Annotated in this window: 7 protein-coding genes and 1 pseudogene; all 8 read right to left on the bottom strand. The window is 69.6% G+C overall.

The window, feature by feature from the left end; all coding sequences use genetic code 11:
* On the bottom strand, window positions 1-477 hold a 477-nt coding region (locus ACYVE7_RS28160; protein ID WP_460368781.1), incomplete at its 3' end, for a primosomal protein N' family DNA-binding protein.
* Window positions 478-594: 117 nt separating this feature from the next.
* Window positions 595-1794 carry a methionine adenosyltransferase gene (metK, locus tag ACYVE7_RS28155; protein ID WP_460368779.1) on the bottom strand — a complete coding sequence of 400 codons (1200 nt, stop codon included), beginning with the start codon at window positions 1792-1794 and terminating at the stop codon, window positions 595-597.
* Between the two features lie 117 nt (window positions 1795-1911).
* Window positions 1912-3090 (bottom strand): bifunctional phosphopantothenoylcysteine decarboxylase/phosphopantothenate--cysteine ligase CoaBC, encoded by a 1179-nt coding sequence (gene coaBC, locus ACYVE7_RS28150; protein ID WP_460368783.1) that lies wholly within the window; start codon window positions 3088-3090, stop codon window positions 1912-1914.
* A 25-nt stretch (window positions 3091-3115) separates the two neighbouring features.
* The gene (rpoZ, locus tag ACYVE7_RS28145) at window positions 3116-3370 is read right to left on the bottom strand and encodes a DNA-directed RNA polymerase subunit omega (RefSeq protein WP_230616361.1); all 255 of its coding nucleotides are present in this window, start codon (window positions 3368-3370) and stop codon (window positions 3116-3118) included.
* A gap of 69 nt (window positions 3371-3439) precedes the next feature.
* Complete coding sequence (gene gmk / locus ACYVE7_RS28140) at window positions 3440-4030, bottom strand: guanylate kinase (protein ID WP_460368777.1); 591 nt, start codon at window positions 4028-4030, stop codon at window positions 3440-3442.
* An 89-nt stretch (window positions 4031-4119) separates the two neighbouring features.
* Complete coding sequence (gene mihF / locus ACYVE7_RS28135) at window positions 4120-4437, bottom strand: integration host factor, actinobacterial type (RefSeq protein WP_460368776.1); 318 nt, start codon at window positions 4435-4437, stop codon at window positions 4120-4122.
* Window positions 4438-4621: 184 nt separating this feature from the next.
* On the bottom strand, window positions 4622-5317 hold the full coding sequence (gene pyrF / locus ACYVE7_RS28130; RefSeq protein WP_460368774.1) for an orotidine-5'-phosphate decarboxylase: 696 nt from the start codon (window positions 5315-5317) through the stop codon (window positions 4622-4624).
* A gap of 14 nt (window positions 5318-5331) precedes the next feature.
* A pseudogene (locus ACYVE7_RS28125) lies at window positions 5332-5553 on the bottom strand (dihydroorotate dehydrogenase); the annotation flags it as partial.

The following is a 5553-nucleotide window of genomic DNA, read 5'->3' as shown; positions in this document are numbered from 1 at the left end:
GGTGGAGGGGAAGGGAGGGGGGGCGGCGGCGGGTTTCGCTTCGGCTCGGGCGTGGCGCGGGGGGACGGCCAGGCGCAGGACGTCGGCGAAGGTTCCGGCGTAGCGGTCGGCGACCTCACGGGCGAGGGCCGCGATCTCCGGGGTGAGGACGGGCTCGGGCGACACGACGCGTTCCAGGAACGCGAGCCTGCCTTCGTGGTCGGAGTCGTCGAGGCGTTCCAGCAGGAAGCCGTCCATCAGCTTGCCGGCGAACCGCACCCGGACCCGGCAGCCGGGGACGGCCTGCTCGTGCAGTTTCGCGGGCACCAGATAGTCGAAGGTGCGGTCCAGATGCGGCAGCGACATCTCGACCGCGACCCGCGCCACCGGCAGCTCGGGCGCCCGGTCCTGCACCCCCTTGGCGGGTTTGCGGACCGGCTGCGCCTTCTTCGCTCCCGTGAGGCCTTCCAGCCCCGGGATCAGCCCGTCCTCGTCCATCCCCCACACCTATCATCCGCGCCGGACGTCCCCGGCCTTCGTCCACAGGCCGCTACCCGGACGGTCCGGACATACAGAACGGCCCGCACCACGCGGGTGCGGGCCGTTCGGATCGTGCTAGAGACCGGCGGCGGCGCGGAGGGCGTCGGCGCGGTCGGTGCGCTCCCAGGAGAAGTCCGGGACCTCGCGGCCGAAGTGGCCGTAGGCGGCGGTCTGGGAGTAGATCGGGCGGAGCAGGTCGAGGTCGCGGACGATCGCGGCGGGCCGCAGGTCGAAGACCGTCAGCACCGCCTCGGAGATCTTGGCGACGTCGACCTTCTCGGTGCCGAAGGTCTCGACGAAGACGCCGACGGGCTGCGCCTTGCCGATCGCGTAGGCGACCTGGACCTCGGCGCGGTCGGCGAGGCCGGCCGCGACGATGTTCTTGGCGACCCAGCGCATCGCGTACGCGGCGGACCGGTCGACCTTGGACGGGTCCTTGCCGGAGAACGCGCCGCCGCCGTGGCGGGCCATGCCGCCGTAGGTGTCGACGATGATCTTGCGGCCGGTGAGGCCGGCGTCGCCCATCGGGCCGCCGATCTCGAAGCGCCCGGTCGGGTTGACCAGCAGCCGGTAGCCGGAGATGTCGATGACGTCCTTGAACTCGGCGAGGACCACGTCCACGACGTGTTCCTTGATGTCCGGGGTCAGCAGCTCCTTGAGCGAGATGTCGGGAGCGTGCTGGGTGGAGACGACCACGGTGTCGAGGCGGACGGCCTTGGCGCCGTCGTACTCGATGGTGACCTGGGTCTTGCCGTCGGGGCGCAGGTACGGCACGGTGCCGTCCTTGCGGACCTGCGACAGGCGCTGCGACAGCCGGTGCGCGATGGTGATCGGCAGCGGCATGAGGTTCGGGGTCTCGTTGGTGGCGTACCCGAACATCAGGCCCTGGTCGCCGGCGCCCTGGCGGTCGAGCTCGTCCTGACCCTCGCCCTCGCGGGTCTCATAGGCGTCGTCGACGCCCTGGGCGATGTCGGGCGACTGCGCGCCGATGGACACCGACACGCCACAGGAGTGGCCGTCGAAGCCCTTCGCGGACGAGTCGTAGCCGATCTCGAGGATCTTCTCCCGGATGACGCCCGGGATGTCCACGTAGGTATCGGTGGTGACCTCGCCGGCCACATGGACCTGACCGGTAGTGATCATGGTCTCGACGGCGACCCGGGACTTGGGGTCGTCCTTCAGCATGGCGTCGAGGATCGCGTCGGAAATCTGGTCCGCGATCTTGTCCGGATGGCCCTCGGTGACCGATTCGGACGTGAACAGGCGTCGCGACACTACGTGAACTCCTTGCAGCGGCTGCTGACTCGCAGGCGGTTTATGTCGGCCCATCGGATCATTGCCCGGCGGGCGACGGCAGTCTAGTGGTACGGACCCAAGCAGGAAGAGAGCAGGTCACGCAAGAAGCGTGGCCGCTGAGTCCCATACGGCGATGGCCAGTTCTTCCTTGGTACCGCGCGGAATCTCCCGTTCGGTACCGGATGCGGCCAAGATCACACCGGCGTTGTCCGGGGCGCCGAAGGTCAGGTTCTCGCCCACCTGGTTGACCACCAGGAGGTCGCAGCCCTTCCGCGCCAGCTTCGCCCGCCCGTGCTCCAGGACATGATCGGTCTCGGCGGCGAAGCCGACGATGACCTGTCCCGGGACGCGTTCGAGGACCAGCTCCGCCAGGATATCCGGATTCTTCACCAATTCGATAGGCAAAGTATCCGAATCTTCCGTCTTTTTGATCTTCCCGGTCGCGGCCGAGACGGGCCGGAAGTCCGCGACGGCCGCGGCCATCACCACGACGTCCGCCGAAGCGGCCGCCGCCTTGACGGCCTCCCGCATCTCCAGCGCCGAACCGACCCGCACCACCGACACCCCGGCCGGATCCGGCAGCGCGGTGTTCGCGGCCACCAGCGTGACCTTGGCGCCGCGCGCGGCGGCGACCTTGGCGAGGGCGTACCCCTGGAGCCCGGACGACCGGTTGCCGATGAACCGGACCGGGTCGATCGGCTCGCGGGTGCCGCCCGCCGAGACCACCACATGGCGTCCGGCCAGATCGTTGGGGGTTCCGGCCAGCACACGCCGCGCGACCTCGAACAGCTCGGCCGGATCCGGCAGCCGGCCCTTGCCGGTGTCCTGGCCGGTCAGCCGCCCCGACGCCGGTTCGACGACGATCGCGCCGCGCGCCCTGAGCGTCGCGACGTTCGCCTGGGTGGCGGGGTGCTCCCACATCTCGGTGTGCATCGCGGGCGCGAACACCACGGGACACCTGGCGGTCAGCAGGGTGTTGGTCAGCAGGTCGTCGGCCAGACCGTGGGCTGCCTTGGCCAGCAGGTCGGCGGTGGCGGGCGCGACGAACACCAGATCGGCGTGCTGCCCGATCCGCACGTGCGGGACCTCGCTGACCGAGTCCCACACCTCGGTGGAAACGGGCTGTCCGGACAGCGCCGCCCAGGTCGGCTCCCCCACGAAACGCAAGGCGTCGCGTGTGGGGACGACCCGGACCGCGTGCCCGGACTCGGTGAGCCGCCGCAGCAGCTCGCACACTTTGTAACCGGCGATCCCGGCGCCTACGCCGAGGACCACCGACGGCTTGTCAGCGGACAAGCGCTTAGGCCTCGATGGGCTCGGTGTGCAGAAGACCCTCGCGCACCTCGCGCAGGGCGATGGAGAGCGGCTTCTCCTGAACCTGGGTCTCGACCAGCGGCCCGACGTACTCCAGCAGGCCCTCGCCGAGCTGCGCGTAGTAGGCGTTGATCTGCCGGGCCCGCTTGGCCGCGATGCTCACCAGGCCGTACTTGGTGTCGACGACCTCGAGCAGCTCGTCGATCGACGGGTTGGTGATGCCTTCGCTGTTGGCTGCCACGCCGTAGCCTTTCGGTGGATCTTGGAGCGGATACAGGATCCGCAGGTCAGCATAGGAGCCTACCACTTGTCAAGTGTCGGCGTTGCGCGCACCCATCAGATCCACGAGCTGCTTGCAGACGCTCTCGACCGACTCGTTGACGATCTCGACGTCGAACAGCCCGGGGGTGTGCCGGGTGGCCATCTCACGCTCGCCCTCCTGGAGCCGGCGGGCGATCACCTCGGGCGGCTCGGTGCCGCGGCCGGTGAGGCGGCGCACCAGCTCGTCCCAGGTCGGGGGGGCGAGGAAGACCAGCAGCGCGTCCGGGGCGGTCGCGCGGACCTGCTCGGCGCCCTGGAGGTCGATCTCCAGCAGGGTGGGCACTCCGGCCGCGAGCTTCGCCTCGACGGCCGCGCGGGGCGTGCCGTACAGGTTGCCCGCGAACTCGGCCCATTCGAGCAGTTCCCCGTCGGCGACCATCCGCTGGAAGTCGGATCGTTCGACGAAGAAGTACTCGACGCCGTCCTTCTCCCCCGGGCGGGGTTTGCGCGTCGTCGCCGAAACCGACAGCCACACCTCGGGGTGCGACTTGCGGAGTTCCGCGACAACGGTGCTCTTACCGACCCCTGAGGGACCGGAGAGAACGGTGAGGCGACGTACGGGGAAAACGTTGGTGTCCATCGCCTCGATATCTACCACACCTGGACGGCCCATGTTCGGCCCTCCCCCCGAGCCCGGACTCGACCGGGGGGACGGCCGAAGGCGGCTTCTTACTTGCCGCCGAACTCGCGCTCAAGAGAGGCGCGCTGGTTGGCTCCCAGGCCCCGCACGCGGCGGGACTCGGCGATGCCGAGGCGCTCCATGATCTGCTTGGCACGCACCTTGCCCACGCCGGGAAGCGATTCCAGAAGGGCGGAGACCTTCATCTTTCCGACGATGTCGTCGGACTGACCCGCTTTCAGGACCTCAGGGAGTGAGGTACCGCCGTGCTTGAGCTTGTTCTTGACCTCCGCGCGCTCACGGCGGGCCTGGGCAGCCTTTTCCAGGGCCGCGGCACGCTGTTCGGGGGTTAGGGGCGGAAGAGCCACGCCGGGTCACCTCGTGATTCCACTCGACGGGATCGGACGCCCCGGAAACTAGCGACTTTCCCCCCTATAAAGCAACGTGATGGGCACTTTATACCGCCAGAAATTGGTGAAATTCACATCTTGTAATCAATCCACTACGTTACGTCTAGCAAAACGGCCCTGAACCCCGGCTGCCTGCACGTTCTCAGGCGCCGTGCCGCAGGGCCGCCGCGATGGCCGCGGCGGCCGCGGCGGGGTCCTCGGCGGCCGTGATCGGGCGTCCGATCACGAGCAGATCGGCGCCCGCGGCGAGCGCTTCTTCCGGTGTAGAAATTCGTGTCTGGTCGTCCGCTTTTGCGCCTTTCGGTCGGACTCCGGGGGTGACCAGTTCGATTCCGGAACCCACTTCCGCGCGGACCGCGGCGACCTCCTGCGGCGAACAGACGAGCGCGCGCGCCCCCGCCCCGACCGCGAGGGCCGCCAGCCGCCGGACTGCCTCCGAAGCCGGTCCCGCGAGGCCGGTCGCGGCCAGATCGGGCTCGCCCAGCGAGGTGAGAACCGTCACAGCGGTGATCTTCGTCTGCGGAAGCGCCGCGACGGCCGCTTTGATCATGTCGGTGCCGCCCTGGGCGTGGACCGTCAGATAGTCGGGGGCCAGACGCTCCACCGAACGGGCCGCGCCCGCGACCGTGTTGGGGATGTCGTGCAGCTTCAGGTCGAGGAAGACCCGCGCGTGCGGAGCGCCGCCCCGCACCGCCTCGACCGCCTCCGGCCCGTACCGCAGATACAGCTCGAGCCCGACCTTCAACGTGCTGACGTGCGGGGCGACCTGCGACGCCCAGCGGGCCGCGGTCTCCAGGTCGGGTGCGTCCAGCGCGACGGCGACGGGGGCGGTGCTCACTTCTGCTCCTTCGATCACAGGGCTTCGACGACGTCCTCAGGCTCGCTGCGGACGATCTGCGGCGGGACGTACCCCGCGGGCTTGTGCGCCAGCCCGACCGCGTCGGCGACCCGGCCGAGACCGCGGGCCGCCATGGCCTCCTCCAGCTCCTTGAGGATCCGGGCGGGGGCCGACGGGTCGTGCAGCAGCGTGGTGCCGACCGAGACGGCGCAGGCGCCCGCGGCCAGGAACTCCAG

Source organism: Actinocorallia lasiicapitis, from assembly GCF_054778695.1.
This window is presented reverse-complemented; position numbering and strand designations above follow the sequence as displayed.